The following is an 18,207-nucleotide window of genomic DNA, read 5'->3' on the forward strand; positions in this document are numbered from 1 at the left end:
GATGACGATGCGGAACAGGCTCCGTACCACCGCCACGGCCGTCGTGGCCGGCGTGCTCACACTGACGATGACAGGCCCCGCCGCCGGCGCCACCCAGGCGTCCCCGGCGGTCCGGCCACAGCTCCGGCCGGCGGCGGCTTCTGTTGCCGTAGGCAAGCTCGTGCCGGCCGGTTGTACGTTCGGCAGCGGCACGGCCGCCTGCGATCTGTACGCGATGGCCGGTACGGCGACCCTGCTGGGTGCCTCGGTGCCGATCTGGGGATTCTCCGCGACAGGTGCCGCCGGAACAGCCAAGGCACCGGGGCCGGTGCTGGTGGTTCATCAGGGCGACCAGGTCAGCGTGACCCTGCACAACCAGTTGGCCGGCCAGAGTGTTTCGCTGGCCTTCCCCGGCCAGCCGATTCCGGCCGGCGGCGAGGATACCGTCGGTATCGACGCCGGTACCCGGACCTATACGTTCACGGCCGGACGGGCAGGCACGTTCCTGTACGAGGCGGGACACACCGCCAACGGAGCCCGCCAGGTCGCGATGGGCCTGGCCGGTGCCTTGATCGTGCTGGCCTCCGACGGCACCGCCTACGGAACTCAACCCGCCGGGTTCCCCGCGACGGCGTACGACGACGACGCCGTGCTCGTGCTGAGCGAGATCGACCCCGCGTTCAACGCGAACCCGGGAGCCTTCGATCTCCGCAACTTCAGCCCGAAGTACCGGCTGATCAACGGCAAACCGTTCCCGGCGACCGATCCGGTGGCCACGGACCAGGGGCACAAGGTGCTGGTGCGCTACATCAATGTGGGTGCGCAGACGCATCCGATGACTGTGCTCGGCGGCGAACAGATCGAGGTCGCCCAGGGCGGTCACCCGGCGCGCTACGCCACCACGGTGGCCGCGGAGAGCATTGAACCGGGTCAGACGCTGGACGCACTCGTCAGCATGCCGGCCGGGCCCGAGGCGAAGCTCGCGGTCTACGACTCGTCGCGGCACCTGGACAACAACGGGCAGCACACGGCGGATCCGCTGCAGGCGGCTTTCGGCGGCATGCTGACGTTCCTGGACACGAACGCGCCGCCGCCCAGCACGGACGGTGTCGGTCCGGTGCCGACGCATCTCAAGCTGGCGCCGAACCCGTCCAACGGATTGGCCGATGTGGCCCTGACCGCCGATCTCAGCGACGCGACCACTGGCGGGTCCGCCGTCGTCCAAGCCGAGTTCGTGATCGACGACGCGGTCGCCACCGGCGTCGGTTTCGGTACTCCGATGAGCTTGCCGGGCAGCGGTGTCAGCATCACCGGAGCCACCGGCACCATCACCACAGCCGTCCTCGACGCTCTCGACGCAGGCCGGCACACGGTCTTCGTCCGGGCCCTCGACGCGGCCGGCAACTGGGGTGTGATCGGTTCGGTGATCCTCAACCTGCCGAAGACCGGGCCGCAGACGACGAACGGCTCGATCGCCGACGTCCCGTCGAACGCCGCCACGACAGTGAGTGTGTCGGCGACCGGCGACGACACCGAGGCTGGTGGCCGCATCACCAACGCGGAGTACTTCCTCGACGCGACGGCAGCCGACGGAACCGGTACGCCGATGACGCTCAACCGCAGCGCCACGGTGGTCTCCGAGGATGCCGACCTGGCGCCGGCCGTGCTGGCGGCGCTGCCCGAGGGGATGCACCACGTCTTCGTGCACAGCAAGGATTCGCTCGGGCTGTGGGGGCCGCCGCTCGACATCGAGTTGCCGATCGATCTGACCGGTCCCGCGGTCGACGCTGCCAGCGTCGGGCCCAACCCGACGAACGCGATCCTCGCCGACAAGAGTCACCCGGGCAGCCTGCTGATCTCCGCCCAGATCACCGACAAGGACGCGGGTGGTGCGGTGCAGAGTCTGTTGACCGACGCCGAGGCGTTCCTCGATCCGGCCGCGAATCCTGCCGAGGGTACCGGGCTGCAGTTGCTGCCGGTCGACGGCAAGCTGGACTCCAGTGGCGAGGCCTTCTACGGGCTGATTCCGCTGACCCAGGTGAAAGCACTTGCCGACGGCACCCATCACGTCTACGTCCGTGGTCAGGACGCGGCCGGGAACTGGGGTCCGCTGTTCGCAGTGAACCTCGTGGTCGACAAGACGGCGCCGGTCCTCGGCGTACTGACCGCGACGCCGAACCCGACCAACGGCGCCCCGAACCTGACCCTGACCGCCGCCGTCACGGACGCCTCGCTGATCGCGAAGGCGGAGTACTGGCTCGGAGCCACGGATCCGGGTGTCGGCAAGGGAGTCTCGGTGCCGGTGAGCGTGGTCAGCGGCCAGGTTCAGGTGACGATCCCGCTGGCGACAGTGCCACCGGGCAACCAGGTCTTCAACCTGCGGGTGCAGGATCTGGCCGGCAACTGGAGCAAGCCGGTGAACAAGTCGGTCTCGGTGCAACGGCCGAACGGGATCTTCGGCGACACCTTCGAATCCGGCGGTTTCGGATTCTGGAGTTCGCGTACGGGCGGCGTGGCGAACACCACCACGGCCGCGCTTCCGACGGCGATCGAGCCGGGCAGTATCCGCGGCCTGCAGGTGACGCTGCCAGGCAACGGTTACCTGACCGACAACACGCCGACCGCGGAGACGACGTACCACGCCCGCTTCGTGTTCAACCGGAACACCCTGACGTCCGGCACGAACGCGAACACCGCACTGGCGCTGTTGCAGGGCCGGACCGCTACCAACGGTCAGGTCTACGCACTGGAGTACCGATTCACTGCCGGTACGGCGCAGGTCAGGACAGTGTTCGATCGGAGTGGGACTACAGCGCTCACCGGTGCCTGGGTCACGTTGACAGCAGGGACCCACACCTTGCAGGTCGACTGGGTCTCCGGCCCGGCCACCGGAACCAACACAGGGTCGCTGCGGCTGCTGGTGGATGGCGTGAGCCGGTCACTGCAGACCGGTAACAGCAGCACGCTGCGGATCGAGACCGCCTGGCTGGGGGTGTCCGCCGGCCTCAGCGGCAGCTCGACCGGCCGGGCGTACTTCGACAGCTTCTCCTCGACCCGATTCACGATGCCGTAGTCGATGTACTGCCGGGGCCTTGCATGTTCAGGGCCCCGGCACTGTCCCTGGGAGGGGGAGGACATGATCGCTGCAGTACTCGGCAAGGTTCGAACAGCGCCGTGGATCCGGCGGATCGTGGTTGTCGTGGTGGTGCTGGCAGCCGTGCTGGCGGCAGGCGGCTATGCGGTCGCGAAGGCATCGCGCAGTACGGAGTTCCCGCAGAGCGCGGCCATCGAAGCGCAGTACGGCGTGCGGTTCAGCCGGATCGCCGTGGTGGGGGACGGTGGCTTGATCACTCTGACCTATGTGGTGCTGGACAGTGAGAAGGCAACCCGGTTCCAGTCCGACGTCCAGCATCCGCCGGAGCTGCGGAGCGAGAAGCGTGCCGGCAGCACCCAGCGAGTGTCGGTGATGAAGCAGGGCCACACCCTGCGTGCGGGACAGACCTACTACCTGGTTTACCAGAACACCAAGGGTGCTTTGCGGCACTCCGAGAAGGCGACCATCGTGGTCGGGTCACTCAACCTTCAGCACGCGCCGGTGCTGTGATGCGGGCGCGGCGGTTCGGACTGCTCCTGAGCCTCGTCGCGTTGTTGTGCTTCTGGGCGCCGCAGACCGCCGACGCGCACGCGTTCCTGTCGTCCAGCAGCCCGGCCGACGGCGCGACCGTCGCGACCGCTCCGCACCAGCTGAGGCTGGACTTCAGCGAGACGGTCGTGCTGGCGGCGACAGAGCTCGAGCTTGTCGGCGAGAACGGCCGACGGTACGCCGTGTCGGAGCTGCGGATCGAGGGGGAGGGCGGCGAAGAGCCCTCGCGGGTGCTCGCCGTACTGCCGAGCCTGCCCGAGGGAGCCTATCGACTGTCATGGCAGACCTTGTCGGCAGACGACCTGCACCGGACGGCCGGCGTGCTGGTCTTCGGGGTAGGCCGTCCGGTCGAGGCGGCCGGACTCAACGAGCCGAAGCCGGCGCCTGGGGAAGCAGGCTTGCGCTGGCTGGTTTTCCTGTCCCTCGCGCTGGCACTCGGCGGTGCCCTGATGGGTGCGCTGCTCAGACGCCTTAGCAACCCCCCGCCAGGCTGGCTGCGGATGGCCCACCGCAGTTGGCCGGCGGGTGCGGCAGCCGGACTGCTGGGAAGCCTTGCCCTGCTGGGGTTCCAGCTCCGGGGGGCAACCACGGGTCTGCTCGCCGGCGGCTACGGCGTGCGGTGGGGGCTTCGCGAGCTGGGCTTTGTCCTCCTGCTCACAGGCGCGATTGTGAGACGGTCTCGAATCCGGACGGCAGGTCTCGTGCTGGGCGCGGCTTCGGTGGGGCTGGGGACCGCGCTGATGGGTCACGCCGCGGCGACGGCCCAGCTGTCGGTGACTCGAGTCGTCGCGGACGCACTTCACCTCGTCGCCGCCGCAACCTGGGCTGGTGCGCTGTCCATCGGCATGCTGATCGCCGTCTCGGCTGTTCGTGGCAGCCGGGCACAGTTGCCCGCGGCAATCGCCGTACTGCGATCGTTCGGCCGGCCGGCGGCGATCTGCATCAGCGTGGTGATCAGCACCGGGCTCTACCTCACCAGCGGCGTGATCGGGTCGGTGGACGCGGCCCTGGCCACCTTCTACGGCCGGACGTTGCTGCTGAAGATCGGCCTGGTGGCCGTCATTGGTGCGCTGGGAGTCATCAACCATCGCCGGGTCCGTGGCCCAGGAACCGCGTTCCGGCGCGGCACGATCCCGGTGGAGGCGGTGCTGGCGATCGGTGTCCTCGGGCTGTCGGCCACCATCACCAGCGGCCAGCCGGCGCTGGAGCCTCAGCTCATCCGGGATCCCAAGGCAGTAGCGGTTCCGCTCCAGGATGCGCGGGTCGCGGACCTCCAGCAGACGCTGGCGGTGCGGCCCAACGCACCCGGCCGGAACCTGGTCATGGTCGAGGTCTTCGACAGTCGGCGGCCCGCCCCGGCACCGGTCGGTACCGTGACGGTCGGGCTCGTCGACACCGACGGCAGCACCCTTCCGCCCGTGACCGCGCAACGCCTCGCGGACGGTCGATGGTCGGCGCCCGTCGTACTGAGTGGCAGTGGCTCGGCCCGATTCGTGGTGACGGTACGGCGGGCAGGCCTGCCGGAACAAGCCCATACCTATGACTGGGTCGTGGCCGGGGCGCCCGCGGTGACGTGGACCGAGATCGTCTCCACCAAGCCTGTCCGGAACGAACTGCTTGTCCTCTGGCTGGCTGTCACTGTCCTGATCGTGGCCGGCTGGTGGGTCGTCGCCCGGCCCAGGACGGGTTCGGCGGCAGTTGTGGTCCCCCGGCTCGTGACTGAGCCCGGGGCGGGGCAAAACATCGCGCACGAAGCACGTCGACCGGAATCACTCAGTCGGTGATCGTGTGGTCCTCGGGGCCGGTGGCGGGCGCGGTGATCTCGAAGAGCGCGCCGCCGAGTGGGCCGGTTCGCGCGGTGATCTGGCCGCCGTGAGCCTGGGCGACGGCTTGGGCCATCGGCAGTCCGAGGCCGCTGCCCATCGAACCGGACGGTGGCCGTCGGTGCCAGAACCGCTCGAAGACGTGCGGCAGGTCCTCGGTGTCGATGCCGGGGCCCGAATCGCCGATGCTGATCACGAACCGGTCCGGCTCGACCCGGCAGCTCAGCTGGATCCGGTCGCCAGGTCCGGTGAAGTGCACCGCGTTCTCGATCACCGCGTCGATCGCGAGTTCGAGCCATTCGGGGTCGAAAGGTGCCGGTCGGGTGGTCAAGGGATCGACCTGCCAGTCGCGGTCAGCGCTCGTCGTCCAGTTGCGGACGATCTCTGCCAGGAAGGACCCCACGTCCAGCCACTGCCTGCGTACCGCGTGGCCGGCATCGAGCCGGGCCAGGGCCAGCAAGCGGTTGGACAACGCCGACATCCGGTCCAGCTGGCGTAGCGCGATCGCCAGGTCATCGCGTGCGGTGGAATCAGTGACGGCCGACTCGAGCAGTTCGAGATGGCCGCGCGCGATCGTCACCGGCGTCCGGATGGCATGGGAGGCATCCCGGAAGAACTCACGTTCGCGAGCCAGGACATCGCGGCGCTGTTCGGCCATCCGCTCGACCTCACGCTGGGCGGCCACCCGGCGGCGCGCGTGCCAGACCATGGCGAGGAAGAGCAGCGGCATCAGCGGGATCTCGGCCCACTCGGCGCGGTTGCTGCCGTCGGTGAGCTGATGCGCGACCAGGATCCAGCCGGTGACGAGTGTGATCAGCGCAGTGACGATCAGCGTCGGAGCGAGCGGCCAGACCCGGAACCCGTACACGAGGGTCAACCCGAGGAACAGCAGGTGGTACGGCACGACCTCGCGCTCGACCATGACGTTCATCGCGAGGAGCATCGCCACCGCGAAGATCGCCAGCAGGACGTCGGTCCGCCGGTTGTCCCGGAGTCCGCGCCGGAACCGGTCCAGTCGTTGCCGGCCGGTCCGGACCGCGACGCCGTGGTCAGGCGCTCTGAAGCTGATAGCCGACATTGCGCACCGTCTGGATCAGATCGTGGCGGAGTTTGGCCCGCAGCCGGCCGACGTACACGTCGACGACGTTCGTCGCCGGATCGAAGTCGTAACCCCAGACGGCGGACAGTAGTTCGCTGCGGGAGCAGACCGCGTCGGGATTGCGCATGAAGTGCTGCATCAGCAGGAACTCCCGCTCCGACAGTGTGATGTCGCGGCCGTCGACGCTCAGCCGCCGGGCGCGGATGTCGAGCGAGATCTGACCGACCCGCAGTACGAACCCGCCCGAACTGTCACCGGGACTGCGGAGCCTGGACCGTACTCGCGCCAGCAGTTCCCGGATCGCGAACGGTTTGGCGAGAAAGTCGACCGCGCCCTTTTCCAGGCAGCCGATCCGAGCCTCGACGTCCGCTGCGGCGGACAGCACCAGCACGCGGGCGCCCGGATGGCTCGCCAGGACGCCGGCCAGTACCGCGTGACCGTCGACGCCGGGCATGCGCAGGTCCAGCACGGTCAGATCCGGCACCTCGGTCAGCGCGAGCAACAGTCCCTGTGACCCGTCGGTCGCTGCCAGTACCTGGTAGCCGTCGGCCTCCAGTGCCCGGCGAACGAACCGGACCAGATCCGGTTCGTCGTCGACAACAAGAATCTTCGTCATCAAGCCCCCTCAGACCCGGCCGTAGCCGAGCCTGCCCACCCCCGAACCCGAATACCTGCCCCTCGGTCATTGTGGCTCTCCGTGACGCCCCGGGGAAGAGCCCGAAGGACCCAATGTTCACCGTGCACGACCAGTTGCCGGGAATCGCGGGTCACGGAGAGCCCGTGTGCGCCTTTGCCGGTGGCGATGAACCGAGCACCCCGACACCCCCTCGGCGACGCAGGCCCCCGCAACACACTCAGCGCGCTCTCAGCGGGATTCTTCTAGCGTCGGATCGTCTGACCGACTTGACGATTCGGAGCTGTCTCGATGAACCCGCTGGACCGAACAGTCTGCTGACCCATCTTGGTCCCTGGGCGGTGTTGCTGGTGATGTTCGCGGAGACCGGGCTGCTGGTCGGCATCGTGCTACCGGGTGATTCATTGCTGTTCACGGCGGGGCTGCTCACGACCACTGCCGTCCACCTGTCGCTGCCGTGGATCCTGGTCCTGGCTCCGGTGGGCGCGCTGGCCGGAGCGCAGGTGGGCTACTTGATCGGGCGGAAGGCGGGTCCGGCGGTGATGGACCGCCCGCGTCTGGCTCGTACGGCGGAGCGTGCCCGCCTGCAGCTGACGTCGTACGGCGCCGGCCGAGCCGTCGTACTGGCGCGGTTCGTGCCCGGTGTACGGACGGTGATGAATCCGTTGGCCGGCGCGCTTCGGATCGATGCCAAGCTCTTCACACGGTGGCAGATCGTCGGCGGAGTGATCTGGACGATCGGCCTGGTCCTGGCAGGCAATGCCCTGGGCAGCGGGATCCCGAACATCGACCACTACCTGCTGCCGATCATCGCCGCGATCGTGCTCGTCTCGCTGACTCCGTTGGCGATCGAGTTCGTCAAGCACCGGAGGTCCCGCGCCGCGGACTGACTACGGCGAGCGCGGTGGCGAGGAGGGACCAGCCAGGTGCGCGCCGAGGCGCCTCGAACAGGTCAGCCGCCGTCCTCGTCGAGGCGGTAGCCCATGCCGCGGACGGTCTCCAGGGCTTGCCGATCGAAGGGTGTGTCGAGTTTGCGCCGGAGGTAGCGGATGTAGACCTCGACCACGTTGTCGTCGCCCTCGAAGGCGGGATCCCAGACGTTGTCCAGGATGTCGGCCTTGCTGACCACGTCGCCGCGGTGCCGCATCAGATATTCGAGCAGTCCGTATTCGCGCGGCGTCAGCAGGATCTCCTGCCCGGCCCGCTGCACGCGTTTGCGGGCGGGGTCGAGGACGAGGTCGCCGGCGGTCAGTACGACGGGGCGCTCCGGACCGCCGCGCCGGATCAGCGCGCGGAGCCGGGCGACCAGGATCAGGAAGCTGAAGGGTTTGGTCAGGTAGTCGTCGGCGCCGAGGTCGAACGCATCGGTCTGGTCGTACTCGCCGTCCTTCGCGGTGAGCATGAGGACCGGGGTCCAGACGCCGCGGGCGCGGAGTTGTTCCAGGACTTTGTAACCGCTGACCTTGGGCAGCATGATGTCGAGGACGATGACGTCGTAGGCGTGTTCGGTGGCCGCCCAGAGCGCGTCTTCGCCGTTGTGCACCATCTCGACCACGAATCCGGCGTCGGTCAGGCCACGGCGTACTGTCTCGGCCAGCCGTACTTCGTCCTCCACCATCAGCACCCGCATACGGTCAGTGTCGTCGCTGGGCGCTGAGAATCAGCTGAGTGACGCGATCGACCAGTCCATCGGCAGTGTGACGGTCGCCTTCGTGCCGCCGCCGGCACGGGGCGTGAGGGTGATCGAGCCGCGGTGTGCCTTGGTGATCTCCTGCACGATCGACAGCCCCAGCCCGGACCCGCCGCTGCTGCGCGCGCGGCTGGAGTCGAGCCGCACGAAGCGTTCGAAGACCCGCTGCCGATCAGCCTCGGGAATGCCGTCGCCGTCGTCCTCGACGGTCAGGACAGCGCTCCCGCCGGCCGCGCTCGCGGTCAGCCGAACCGTCGAGTGTGCGGCCCGGGCCGCGTTGTCGACGAGATTCCGGATCAGCTGGCTAAGGCGTGCCGGATCGCCGCTGACCCGGACCGGATGGACGTCACCGACCACGGTGAGCCCGGGCGTGGAGCCGCGGAGACGCTGGATCTCGGCCTCGACCAGGTCATCAAGATCGACATCGGTGCGGTGCATCCGCAGCCCCGCGTCGTCGGCTTTGGCCAACAACAGGAGGTCCTCGACCAGACGGCCCATCCGCGAGGTCTCCGCGGCCATCAGTTGACTGAGCTCCCGCCAGGCCGCACCGCTTTGGTCCGCCTCGGCAACCTCCAAGGCCGCGGTCAGCGTAGCCAGCGGGGATCGCAGTTCATGACTCGCATCGGCGACGAAGCGACGCTGCGTCGCCTGACCCGCCTGCAGCCGGTCGAGCATCTCGTTCATGGTCGTGGCCAGCTTCGCGATCTCGTCCTGCGTCGGCGGCACCGGCACCCGCTCGCTCAAGTCGCCGGCACCGATGCCCTGGACCCGTCGGCGAATCCGCTCCACCGGGCCGAGCGCCTGCCCGGCCAGGAACCAGCCGGCCACGCCGACGACGACAAGCAGGACCGGGAAACCGACGAGCAGGTACTTCGTCACCGTCGTGACGGTCTCGTGCTGCGTCTGTACCGACGACGCGACGACAACGACGTATCGCTGAGCGCCGTACCCGGCGCCTTGGGCAACGATCAGGTAGCCGTCCTCGTCGAGCAACGGCATCCGCCCGACCTCCGAGCGCTCGATCACGCCCGGCGCGGGCCGCAGCGCGGTCAGCGGCTGGGTGTCCACCCGGCTGGACGACGACGCGACCACGCGACCGGAGACGTCGAGCACCTGCACGAGCTGGCTTTGGCGAGTAGTTTCGGCGAGCTCAGCACTGAGCCCCTTGAGACCTTCGGCTCCGACCTGGCCGACCACCTCGGTGCTACGCGCATCGGCCGTGTCGGAGACACCGGTGATGAGTGCACGCTGCAGGAGCAGCAGCAGTACGGCGGCGCCGAGGGCCATCGCGACGGCTACGACGACCACCGCGGCCGCGGTCGACCGGCTGCGTACGCTGGATCGACGCAGCCGCCCCATAACCGTTCGCCGTACCGGCACCGAAACACCGTCCTTCCGCAGAGAGCTACGAATCTCGCAGGGTGCTGAAGAGGTCGTCGAGCGGCGCGCCGGGGGTACGCCCGTGTTCGACGAACCACTCGTGGCCCAGCATCCGGCGGAACAGCCAGCGCGGGAGTTTGAGCAGGAGGCCGAGGGCTCCGCCCATCAGCAGGGCCTCGTCGTCCGGATGGGCGTGGAAGGCAACGAGGGTGTACGGCGCCATGGTCCGAGAATGCCACGACGGCCGGGAATCTCCGTCTCGCTCTCAGCGGCGTCTCAGCCGCCTGCTCGCACTCTGTGAGGACAGACGCGGGAGGTGACGTGACGAGACGACCGCGGGTGATCATCTCGGTCCTGACCGGGGCGACGGTCCGGGCAGCGAGGCAGTTGCAGGTGGTCGAGACGGGTTGGGCGATCCAGAACCGGCGACGCACACGATCCCTCGAGGGGACTCTCGATGCCCTCCAGGCGCTGAGCGGCTGGCAGGAGATCGATCCGGATCGTCAGGTGATCGCCTGGCTCGAGGGCAGCGCGGCCAGAGGCGCACTCGGGCGCGGCATCATCGACGAGTTCCGGGCGGCGTTGTCTACCTGGCCTGAGGTGGGGCAGCCTCACCCGGCTACGGCATGAGCACGCCGGAAGTCGTGGCCGCCTTCACCCCGGTCGCGCCAATCACTTACGTCGCGTAGGTGCGGAGATCACTTTCTCAGCTGATGCTCAGCCGGCAGTGGTTACGGTCGCCCGGGACATCCGTACCGAAGCTTGGAGAGAGCAGTTGACACATCTCGTGACGATCTGGGATTCGATCGTTCTCGGAATCGTCGAAGGGCTGACCGAGTTCCTGCCGGTCAGCAGTACCGGTCATCTGACCATCGCGTCGAAGCTGCTGGGCTTGCGGATCGACGATCCGTCGGTCACCGGCTACACGGCGGTGATCCAGGTCGGTGCGATCGCGGCGGTCGTTCTCTACTTCTGGGGTGACATCCGGCGGATCGTAGTGGCCTGGGTGCGCGGCCTGACGGACTCCGGCCAGCGGGACGAGTTCGACTACCGGATGGGCTGGTACGTGATCGTCGGCTCGGTACCGATCGGCGTTGTCGGGTTCCTTGCCAAGGGCATCATTTCGGGTCCGCTGCGGAGTCTGTGGTGGGTGGCGGCTGCGTTGATCGGGTGGTCGGTGGTGATGGTCGTGGCCGAGCGGCTGAGCCGGAAGACTCGTCCGCTGACCGCGACCAGGATGCCGGACGCGGTGGTGATGGGGCTCGTGCAATGCGTTGCGCTGATCCCCGGAGTGTCGCGGTCCGGTGCGACGATCTCGGCGGGCCTGTTGCGTGGTCTGGACCGGGTGGCGGCGACGCGGATCGCGTTCCTGCTCGGTATCCCCGCTCTGGCCGGTGCGGGTGTGTACGAATTGAAGGATGCCGTGCATGGTGGGGTCGGTGCGGTGGCGCTGATCGTCGGAACCGTCGTGAGCTTCGTCGTCGCGTATGCCTCGGTCGCCTGGCTGCTCCGGTTCGTCACGAAGCATTCGATCGAGGTTTTCGCGCTGTACCGGGTGCTGCTCGGCATGGCGCTGCTCATCTTGCTGACGGCCGGCACGATCAGCGCCACCTGATCACCCCAGCGTCTTCAGCAGGGCCTGTACAGCGGTCTTCTCGGCGGCCGGGTCCTTGTCGTTGCGGACCGCGGTGAACAGGGCGTCGTTCTGGCCGTCGATGAAGTCCCAGGCTTTGCCGTCCAGCGGCTGCAGCTTGTCCTGGTCGTCGTCCCACGCCTTCTCGTAGGCGTCGACCGCGGTGTTCAGCGCCGCCTGGTCGTTCTTGGCCAGGTCGTCGCTCATCCCACTGACCAGCGTGCGGAACTGGGCGATATCGGCCTTCGGGAAATGGGCAACTGCCTCGGCCGGGCTCAGGTGAACGGTGCTGGCCGGGCCCTCCTTCTCCGCGGCCGCGTTGGCGTGCGGTTGAGCCGAAGCCCAGTTCAGCAGTAGGGCGGCGGCGATCGTGGCGACCGCCATGACGCCGATCAGCGGCCACTCGCGGTGACGACGGTGGTACTTCGCCGACTGATCGCCGTACCGGTGCTCGTCGATGACGTCGGACTTGGTGAAGGTCAGGTAGACGACGGTCGCCAGGATCGCGCTCAGAAAGATCACACTGGTGACCAGGGTGCCGAGGCCGAGGCCCTGGTCGGGCACCTTGGGCGCGGCGAGCCAGTCGCCGAGATTGGCGCCGAGCGGGCGGGTCAGGATGTAGACGAGCCAAAAGGTGAGGACCGGGTTCGCGCCGAGTCGCCAGCAGGCGGTAATGATCGCGATCAGGGCGAGAGGGAGCAGGACGGAGACGCCGGGGCTCCAGCCGGTGAGTTCGAGGGTCCAGTCGCCGGACGCCGTACCGAGAGCGAACGTGACGAGCACGGCCACCCAGTAGAAGGCTTCGCGGGGCCGGGTGACGATGCTGTGGATCGACAGGGTGCGCTCGCGAGCCCACCAAATGCCGAAGACGGCCGCGAGCGCGACGGCGAAGACCGTCGTACTGATCCACAGCGGTACGCCGAGCTGGTCGGTGAGGATGTCGGTGTAGAGCGTGCCGGTGACGCTGACGACCACGACGGTGAGCCAGTACGCGGCCGGGCGGTAGCGGCGGGTGCTCACCTGCCAGGCCAGGACCGCGGCGAAGGCGACGGTGAAGATGACGGCGGTGGCGACGAGGCCGACCCCGAGCTGCATATTGATCCAGTCGGCGAAGCTTTCGCCGACGGTGGTGCAGAGAATCTTGATCAGCCAGAACCAGATGGTGACTTCAGGCACCTTGTTCAGCAACACCCGTGGTGAGGCTGTTCGGGACGCGGTATTGGTAGTCATAGGAGTCAGACTCGCCTGACCAACCTGCACACATCCTGACTACGGTGGGCAGGCAATGGGTAGCCGGACCTCGACGTGGCCGCGTCCGTCCGCGATCGCCCGTACATCGAGGCCCGTGGCCGTAGCGATCCGGCGGACGACCGCGAGGCCGAGACCGTGGCCGTTCGTCCCACTGTGACCAGGTGCGAAGACCACGTCCAGGTCGTCCGGCCTGAATCCGGGGCCGTCGTCGAGGACGTGGATGACGACATAGTTGCCGTCGACCACTACTCGCACGGCGACGGTGGTCCGCGCGTGGCGAGTCGCGTTGTCGATGAGGGGCGCGAGTACGGCGGTCACGACCTCGGCCGCGACGCCGACCTCAACATCGGGTGGCGCGTCAATCCGATGATCGGACAGTCGGTGGAGGACGGGGACGAGGACGCAGCTGGTCTCTCGGTCGGTGCGGGATCGGGCGGCGTCCAGGATCGTGCTGACCGCCGTACTGAGTCGATCGGTCTCGGTGAGCACGAGCTGCGGGTCGACCTGGAGGGCCGAGAGTTCGGCGAGCTGTGCCTCGCCGCGCAGTACCGTGAGCGGTGTCCGCAGCTCGTGGGCGATCTCGTCGGTGAGGCGTCGCTCGTCGGCGATGGTGGCGGCGACCCGATCGAGGAGCCGGTCGAAGGTCTGCGCGAGCTCGCCGAGTTCGTCCCGCGGTGGGCCGAGGGCGAACCTCCGGGTGGCGTCGTGGCTACCCCATTCGTCGGCGAGCGCGGACATCCGCCGTACGACGCGGAGGGCCCGGCTGACGCCGATGTAGGCGATCACGGCGGTCAGCACGATGACGAACGCGCCGAGCGCCAGTGACATGATCAGGCCGCGTTGCTCCGAACTCTCGTAGGGCGTCAGGTCCACGACGACCACTACGACGATCCGGAGGCCGGGGGTCGGCAGGGGTTCGGCGTACAGGAGGTAGTGGCCTGTCGCCAGGAACCGCGCTTGTGTGGAGCTGCCGAGCTGGTCGACGGTCTCGGCCACGGCCGAGTGCAGCTCGCCGTCGATCCTATGATTGTTCAGGTAGACCCAGGCGATCGTGTCGAAGGCATCGCCGGCGCCTTCGGCCGGCCGAACCTTTCCGTCGCGGACTTCGACAGTCGCGGCCACGGCGTCGGCTCTGGTCTGCGCGAGGGTGCGCGTGTCCGCCTCGGTCGCCCGGGTGAGCAGCACGTGGCTGATCACCACGAGGACGGCCACGACCAGGGTCGCGGTCAGTACGGCGAGCGACACGATCCGCGCGCGCAGTCCGGTCAATCCCATCGGCAACCGACTCCGCGCACGGTCGCGACTCGGGTCGCGACGCCGAGCCGGTCGAGCTTGACCCGGAGCCGACGCAGATAGGAATCGAGTGTGTTCTCGCTGACACACGCCCCGTGCGGCCAGCCGGCGGCGACCAGTGCGTGCCGACGCACAACCTCACCGGGTGCGGAGATCAGCCGGCCGAGCAGGCGGAACTCGGTCGGCGTCAACGACTCGCTGCCCGGACCCCGCCGTACTTCGTGACTGGTGGGATCCAGCACCACCTCGTTGATCGTGACCGCGACCGTGGTCCGGCGCAGGAGGGCGCGGATCCGGGCCAGAAGCTCCGGAAGGTCGAAAGGCTTGGTGAGGTAGTCGTCGGCCCCCGACTCGAAACCGCTGACCTTGTGATGCGTCGCGCCGAGTGCTGTCAGCATCAGCACGGGTGCATCCACACCGTGAGCACGCAACGCCAGGCAGACGTCCCTGCCGTCGGCGTCGGGTAGCCCGATGTCGAGGATCACGACGTGCGGCACAGGCGCGAGCTGGGCGAGCAGTTCGGATCCGTTGGCCGCGGCAACGACCACATGGCCATCGCTTTCCAGGGCTCGCCGAAGCATCCCGCGCAGCGCCGGATCGTCTTCACACAGGGCAACTCTGGCCACTCGGAAACCTTCCTGCTCCGTATCCCGCGCCATCGAGTGACGTCATCTGGTTCATCACGACCAAGCTCCGCGCTCGACCCCAGCCCGGCCAACCGCGGCGCCAGGGCACAGTGAGGAATGCTTCCGCCCCGAGTGCGCCCACCATGCGCGACGCGATCGTTGCAAGGTATGCACAGCTGAACTCTGGCGTCCCCCCGCTGAGCGCAAGCTGAGAACCGGTACCGCGGTACGACGCGGTGTCGCTGAATCATCCCCTGGTGCCACGTCCGGGGGCCGTCGCGCTCTAGTGCCTCCACCACCTCGGCCTGGGCACCGAACACGCCCGAACCCCAGTCCTCAAGCTCGTCGGCGAGCTCACACTCGACCCCACCCGTCGGTAGACGCCCAGGACCACCCAAAGGAAAAACCGGACCCCCCAATCAGGGGTCCGGTCTGTCCGGGATCTCTTGAGAGATCACAGAGAGCCGACGAGGGGACTCGAACCCCTAACCACCGCTTTACAAGAGCGGTGCGCTGCCAATTGCGCCACGTCGGCGAGGTGCGGGGGACAGTTTAGCGGGTGGCGGGGGTTAGGTGGTGGCGGAGGGTTTGGGCGCCGGGGATGGCTGCCAGGGGGAGGGCAGCCAGGAGTAGGAAGGCGTAGCGGGGGTGGTTGACGAGGAGGCCTACGGCGGTGGCGGCTAGGAGGCCGCCTAGGTTGCCGGAGAGCCAGATGAGGCCGGCGGCGGTGCCTTCGGCGTCCGGCGTACGGCGTTCTACGAGCTCCAGGACGATGGGGAGGGCGGGGAGGAGGACGAGGCCGATGAGGGTGATGGTGATGAGGGCCGTGGCGGTGCTGGGGAGGAAGGCGAGGAGGAGGCAGGAGACGACGGTGAGGGCGAGGGCGGTGACCAGGTACGGCGACTCGGCGTGGTGGCGGGCGGCGTAGATGGGGAGGAGGGCGCTGCCGAGGACGCCGGCGACGACGTTCAGCAGGAGGATGATGCTGGCGGTGGTGGAGGTGACGCCGGCGGGTTCGAGCAGGGGTTGGGCGAAGGTGCTGAGGGCAACGAAGACGCCGAAGGGGAAGACGGCGAGGACGCAGAGGCGGCGGACGAGGGGGTCCGACCAGGCGGTGCGGAGGGCGGCGAAGACAGCGCGGGGTACGGCGGGGACAACAGCAGCGTGCGGGCCCGGAGTGCGGAGGGCGGCTGCCAACACCACAAGAGCCAGCACGCAGAAGGCTGCGGTGACTACGAGCATGGTCTGCAAGGAATCGGGGAAGACCGCTGACAGCAGGAAGGCCAGCAGCATGCCGGCGAAGATGCTGGCAGTGCCGACGGCGATACCTGTAGCGCGGTCCTTCACAGCCAAATAGCGGCCGGTGATACCGGTGACGGCATTGAGGACCAAGGGTTGGGCCACAGCGCAGATGAGTTGCCCGGCCAGGAGCCAGCCGAAGTGGTCACCGCCGAGCCGGATCACAGCACCGATAGCGGTGAGCGCGGCGCCCGCCAGAAGCGCCGGCCGGAACCAGCGGTCCAGCGCGAGACCGCAGGGGATGGAGAGGACGACGTACAGGAGGGGGAAGACCTGGGCGAGCCAGCCGATGGCGGTCTCGGAGACGGCGTAGTGGGCGGCGGCGACGGTGGTGACGCCGGCGAAGTTGAGCCAGACGAGTTGGGTCGCGGCGCCGACCAGTGAATAGCCGACGATGGCCGACCAACGACTCATATCCGAGCTCCTCCCCGAAAACCGTTGCGGCACTGTACGCCGGAATCGGCGTAGAAAGGAGCAATGGAACCGGATTGGGAGGGCCCGCTCGGTGAGGCGTACGCCCGGGCGACGACGTATCTCCAAAGCCTGCCCGTACGGCGGGTTGGCGCGGAAACCACCGCGGACGAGTTGCGGGCGCGTCTGGGTGGTGAGCTGCCGAAGGCGCCAACCAGCGCAGTAAAAGTGGTCGAGGCGCTAGCCACCAACGTCGAAGGCGGCCTGGTCGCGACCGGAAGCGGGCGATTCTTCGGGTTCGTGATCGGCGGCGCCACCCCGGCGTCCTTGGCGGCGGACTGGCTGGCGACGGCCTGGGACCAGAACGCAGGCCTGTACGCCGCTGCGCCCGCGGCGGCGGTGATCGAGGAGATCGCGGCCGAGTGGCTGGTCGAGTTGTTCGGACTGCCGGAGCAGACCTCGGTGGGGTTCGTGACCGGCGGTCAGATGGCGAACTTCACCGCGCTCGCGGCGGCGCGGCACGCCGTACTGGCGAAGGCCGGGTGGGATGTCGAAAACGACGGCCTCATCGGCGCCCCGGCGATCACTGTGCTGGCGGGCGCTGAGCGGCACGACACGGTGGATCGGGCGTTGCGGTTCCTCGGGCTTGGGACGCGGTGCATCGTGCCGATCGCGGTGGACGAGCAGGGACGGATGCGGCCGGACGCGCTCGCCGCGGAGCTGCACAAGCGCCCGACGATCGTGTGTGCGCAGGCGGGAAACGTCAACACCGGTGCGATCGATCCGCTGGACGAGATCTGCGCGGTGGCGAAGGAAACGCAGGCGTGGGTGCACGTCGATGGCGCGTTCGGGCTGTGGAAAACGGTCAGTACGCCGATTAAAGGGCTCGAGCAGGCGGACTCCTGGTCGACCGACGCGCACAAGTGGCTCAATGTGCCGTACGACTCGGGGCTGGTGTTCACGGCTCACCCGGACGCGCACCGCGCGGCGATGTCGGTGCGAGCGTCGTACCTGATCCATGACGAGGGCCGGCGCGACCCGCTCGACTACAACCCCGAGTTCTCCCGGCGCGCTCGCGGGTTCGCCGTGTACGCCGCCATCCGCGCGCTCGGGCGTCAGGGAATCGTCGAGCTGGTAGAGCGCTGCTGTGCGATGGCCCAGCGGTTCGCAAACCAACTCGCGCCCTACGTGCTCAACGAAGTCACGCTCAATCAGGTGCTGGTGAGCTTCGGCGAGATCACGCCGCAAGTGGTGAAGAGCGTGCAGCAGGAAGGCACCGCCTGGATGTCCGGTACGACGTGGCAGGGCCGCCCGGCGATGCGGATCTCGGTCTCGAACTGGACCACCAGCGAGACCGATGTCGACCGATCGGTGGAAATTATCCGCAGGTGTGTCGAGACCGAGCAGGCCCGCTCGACGCAGGGGTGAGAACACACCTCCGAGAGA

16 protein-coding genes and 1 tRNA gene are annotated in these 18,207 nt (G+C 68.3%); 7 read left to right on the plus strand and 10 right to left on the minus strand.

All coding sequences use genetic code 11. From position 1 onward, the window contains the following. The first annotated feature begins 1 nt into the window (after position 1). The 3 genes from ABZS29_RS12035 (at position 2) to ABZS29_RS12045 (ending at position 5,406) form a co-directional block, all read left to right on the plus strand. Positions 2–3,052: a multicopper oxidase domain-containing protein gene (locus ABZS29_RS12035; protein ID WP_355461074.1), complete on the plus strand. Its 3,051-nt coding sequence runs from the start codon at positions 2–4 to the stop codon at positions 3,050–3,052. Between the two features lie 63 nt (positions 3,053–3,115). Beyond that, the gene (locus ABZS29_RS12040; RefSeq protein WP_355461076.1) at positions 3,116–3,583 is read left to right on the plus strand and encodes a hypothetical protein; all 468 of its coding nucleotides are present in this window, start codon (positions 3,116–3,118) and stop codon (positions 3,581–3,583) included. Then, a complete protein-coding gene (locus tag ABZS29_RS12045) occupies positions 3,583–5,406 on the plus strand; it encodes a copper resistance protein CopC (RefSeq protein ID WP_355461078.1) in 1,824 nt (607 codons plus the stop codon). The genes ABZS29_RS12040 and ABZS29_RS12045 overlap by 1 nt, the downstream gene beginning before the upstream one ends. Here ABZS29_RS12045 and ABZS29_RS12050 read toward each other — a convergent pair. Next, positions 5,396–6,523, minus strand: coding sequence for a HAMP domain-containing sensor histidine kinase (locus ABZS29_RS12050; RefSeq protein WP_355461079.1), 1,128 nt, complete (start codon positions 6,521–6,523; stop codon positions 5,396–5,398). The two genes, ABZS29_RS12045 and ABZS29_RS12050, sit on opposite strands and share 11 nt — an antisense overlap. Then, the gene (locus ABZS29_RS12055) at positions 6,495–7,160 is read right to left on the minus strand and encodes a response regulator transcription factor (protein ID WP_355461081.1); all 666 of its coding nucleotides are present in this window, start codon (positions 7,158–7,160) and stop codon (positions 6,495–6,497) included. Before ABZS29_RS12055 ends, ABZS29_RS12050 begins: the two co-directional genes overlap by 29 nt. Positions 7,161–7,531: 371 nt before the next feature. Between ABZS29_RS12055 and ABZS29_RS12060 the strand changes: the two genes are divergently transcribed. Further along, positions 7,532–8,068 carry a DedA family protein gene (locus tag ABZS29_RS12060; RefSeq protein WP_355463160.1) on the plus strand — a complete coding sequence of 179 codons (537 nt, stop codon included), beginning with the start codon at positions 7,532–7,534 and terminating at the stop codon, positions 8,066–8,068. A gap of 62 nt (positions 8,069–8,130) precedes the next feature. Here the strand turns inward: ABZS29_RS12060 and ABZS29_RS12065 are convergent, their stop codons facing one another. From ABZS29_RS12065 to ABZS29_RS12075, 3 genes are read right to left on the minus strand one after another with little or no spacing between them, the layout of a single operon-like run. Then, complete coding sequence (locus ABZS29_RS12065) at positions 8,131–8,808, minus strand: response regulator transcription factor (protein ID WP_355461083.1); 678 nt, start codon at positions 8,806–8,808, stop codon at positions 8,131–8,133. 30 nt (positions 8,809–8,838) lie between these two features. Then, positions 8,839–10,248, minus strand: coding sequence for a HAMP domain-containing sensor histidine kinase (locus tag ABZS29_RS12070; RefSeq protein ID WP_355461085.1), 1,410 nt, complete (start codon positions 10,246–10,248; stop codon positions 8,839–8,841). 25 nt (positions 10,249–10,273) lie between these two features. Continuing rightward, positions 10,274–10,471 carry a hypothetical protein gene (locus tag ABZS29_RS12075; protein WP_355461086.1) on the minus strand — a complete coding sequence of 66 codons (198 nt, stop codon included), beginning with the start codon at positions 10,469–10,471 and terminating at the stop codon, positions 10,274–10,276. Positions 10,472–10,569: 98 nt separating this feature from the next. On the opposite strand from ABZS29_RS12075, the gene ABZS29_RS12080 reads away from it, so the two are divergent. Then, a complete protein-coding gene (locus ABZS29_RS12080) occupies positions 10,570–10,878 on the plus strand; it encodes a hypothetical protein (RefSeq protein ID WP_355461088.1) in 309 nt (102 codons plus the stop codon). 157 nt (positions 10,879–11,035) lie between these two features. After that, positions 11,036–11,863 (plus strand): undecaprenyl-diphosphate phosphatase, encoded by an 828-nt coding sequence (locus ABZS29_RS12085; protein WP_355461090.1) that lies wholly within the window; start codon positions 11,036–11,038, stop codon positions 11,861–11,863. Here ABZS29_RS12085 and ABZS29_RS12090 read toward each other — a convergent pair whose 3' ends face one another. From ABZS29_RS12090 to ABZS29_RS12110, 5 genes are all read right to left on the minus strand, one after another. Then, positions 11,864–13,111: a hypothetical protein gene (locus tag ABZS29_RS12090; protein WP_355461092.1), complete on the minus strand. Its 1,248-nt coding sequence runs from the start codon at positions 13,109–13,111 to the stop codon at positions 11,864–11,866. Between the two features lie 39 nt (positions 13,112–13,150). Beyond that, entirely contained in the window at positions 13,151–14,407 is a 1,257-nt protein-coding gene (locus ABZS29_RS12095) for a HAMP domain-containing sensor histidine kinase (RefSeq protein WP_355461094.1), read from the minus strand. Beyond that, complete coding sequence (locus ABZS29_RS12100) at positions 14,398–15,051, minus strand: response regulator transcription factor (protein WP_355461096.1); 654 nt, start codon at positions 15,049–15,051, stop codon at positions 14,398–14,400. The genes ABZS29_RS12095 and ABZS29_RS12100 overlap by 10 nt, the downstream gene beginning before the upstream one ends. 462 nt (positions 15,052–15,513) lie before the next feature. Then, positions 15,514–15,586, minus strand: a tRNA-Thr gene (locus ABZS29_RS12105). A 17-nt stretch (positions 15,587–15,603) separates the two neighbouring features. After that, entirely contained in the window at positions 15,604–16,764 is a 1,161-nt protein-coding gene (locus ABZS29_RS12110) for an MFS transporter (protein ID WP_355461097.1), read from the minus strand. Between the two features lie 63 nt (positions 16,765–16,827). Here ABZS29_RS12110 and ABZS29_RS12115 point away from each other — a divergent pair, with 63 nt between their 5' ends. After that, positions 16,828–18,189 (plus strand): aminotransferase class V-fold PLP-dependent enzyme, encoded by a 1,362-nt coding sequence (locus ABZS29_RS12115; protein WP_355461099.1) that lies wholly within the window; start codon positions 16,828–16,830, stop codon positions 18,187–18,189. Positions 18,190–18,207: the final 18 nt, after the last annotated feature.

Source organism: Kribbella sp. NPDC005582 (assembly GCF_040605415.1).
Classification (GTDB): Bacteria; Actinomycetota; Actinomycetes; order Propionibacteriales; family Kribbellaceae; genus Kribbella.

What these genes read in the sequence shown, in the direction of transcription:
- ABZS29_RS12035 (WP_355461074.1), top strand. Translation starts at nt 2, where the DNA reads ATGACGATGCGGAACAGGCTCCGTACCACCGCCACGGCCGTCGTGGCC.
- ABZS29_RS12040 (WP_355461076.1), top strand. Translation starts at nt 3,116, where the DNA reads ATGATCGCTGCAGTACTCGGCAAGGTTCGAACAGCGCCGTGGATCCGG.
- ABZS29_RS12045 (WP_355461078.1), top strand. Translation starts at nt 3,583, where the DNA reads ATGCGGGCGCGGCGGTTCGGACTGCTCCTGAGCCTCGTCGCGTTGTTG.
- ABZS29_RS12050 (WP_355461079.1), bottom strand. Translation starts at nt 6,523, where the DNA reads ATGTCGGCTATCAGCTTCAGAGCGCCTGACCACGGCGTCGCGGTCCGG.
- ABZS29_RS12055 (WP_355461081.1), bottom strand. Translation starts at nt 7,160, where the DNA reads ATGACGAAGATTCTTGTTGTCGACGACGAACCGGATCTGGTCCGGTTC.
- ABZS29_RS12060 (WP_355463160.1), top strand. Translation starts at nt 7,532, where the DNA reads ATGTTCGCGGAGACCGGGCTGCTGGTCGGCATCGTGCTACCGGGTGAT.
- ABZS29_RS12065 (WP_355461083.1), bottom strand. Translation starts at nt 8,808, where the DNA reads ATGCGGGTGCTGATGGTGGAGGACGAAGTACGGCTGGCCGAGACAGTA.
- ABZS29_RS12075 (WP_355461086.1), bottom strand. Translation starts at nt 10,471, where the DNA reads ATGGCGCCGTACACCCTCGTTGCCTTCCACGCCCATCCGGACGACGAG.
- ABZS29_RS12090 (WP_355461092.1), bottom strand. Translation starts at nt 13,111, where the DNA reads ATGACTACCAATACCGCGTCCCGAACAGCCTCACCACGGGTGTTGCTG.
- ABZS29_RS12095 (WP_355461094.1), bottom strand. Translation starts at nt 14,407, where the DNA reads ATGGGATTGACCGGACTGCGCGCGCGGATCGTGTCGCTCGCCGTACTG.
- ABZS29_RS12110 (WP_355461097.1), bottom strand. Translation starts at nt 16,764, where the DNA reads ATGAGTCGTTGGTCGGCCATCGTCGGCTATTCACTGGTCGGCGCCGCG.
- ABZS29_RS12115 (WP_355461099.1), top strand. Translation starts at nt 16,828, where the DNA reads ATGGAACCGGATTGGGAGGGCCCGCTCGGTGAGGCGTACGCCCGGGCG.